This window comes from Thiorhodococcus mannitoliphagus (assembly GCF_010915725.1).
Lineage (GTDB): Bacteria > Pseudomonadota > Gammaproteobacteria > Chromatiales > Chromatiaceae > Thiorhodococcus > Thiorhodococcus mannitoliphagus.
On the sequence record NZ_JAAIJR010000413.1, the window covers coordinates 1 to 681 of the forward strand.

1 protein-coding gene is annotated in these 681 nt (G+C 67.0%); it reads right to left on the bottom strand.

Annotated elements, in window-relative coordinates:
• Positions 1-681 (bottom strand): transposase (locus tag G3480_RS27200; protein ID WP_164657285.1); only part of this gene is annotated, 681 nt, incomplete at both ends.

The following is a 681-nucleotide window of genomic DNA, read 5'->3' on the forward strand; positions in this document are numbered from 1 at the left end:
CTGCACCTGTTGCGCGGTGGCGAGCAGCCAGGCGGCCATCGCCTCGGGCGTGAACGTTTGAAACACGGCCCATTCCTCGGGCGTGATCAGGGTGTTGAGGCACTCATCCACGCGTGCCATTTCGTTGACGAGATAATAGCCGGAGACCTCGGTCTCGACCGTCGCGGCACCATGCACCTGGCGCAGCGTCGCCTTGATCACGGCCAAGGCGTTGTAGGCGACGATGGCCATGGCCAATCCGAACTGGGCGGCGGGCGGATAGGCCAAGGTCTCAATCTCGCAGCGCAGCTCGGTGGTCACATGCAAGAAGGCCTTTTCCAGGGTCCAGCGCTCGCGGTAGAGAGCCGCGACCAGCGCGGCGTCGGCCGCCGCCTCGGGCAGTGTCGTCAACAGGTACAGCGTCGTCTCGCCCTCGCGCGTCGGGGTGTTCAGCTCCAGGCGAATCCGGCGCAGCTCCAGGCGCTGCACCCCGTCAGGGGCGGGGATGGTCACGCGCTGCTCGCTGAGTTGCCCCTCGGCGGTGGTGGCGACCAGGCGCATCGGCTCAAGCGGTTGGCAGGGGATCTGCTGGTGCTCACGCACCAGCACCACCGCGCCGCGTTGGTGCAGTTCCCAGATCCAGGAGGCGACACAGAAGTTGCGATCGGCGATCCACAGATCCCCTGCCTCGATCGCGCCCTC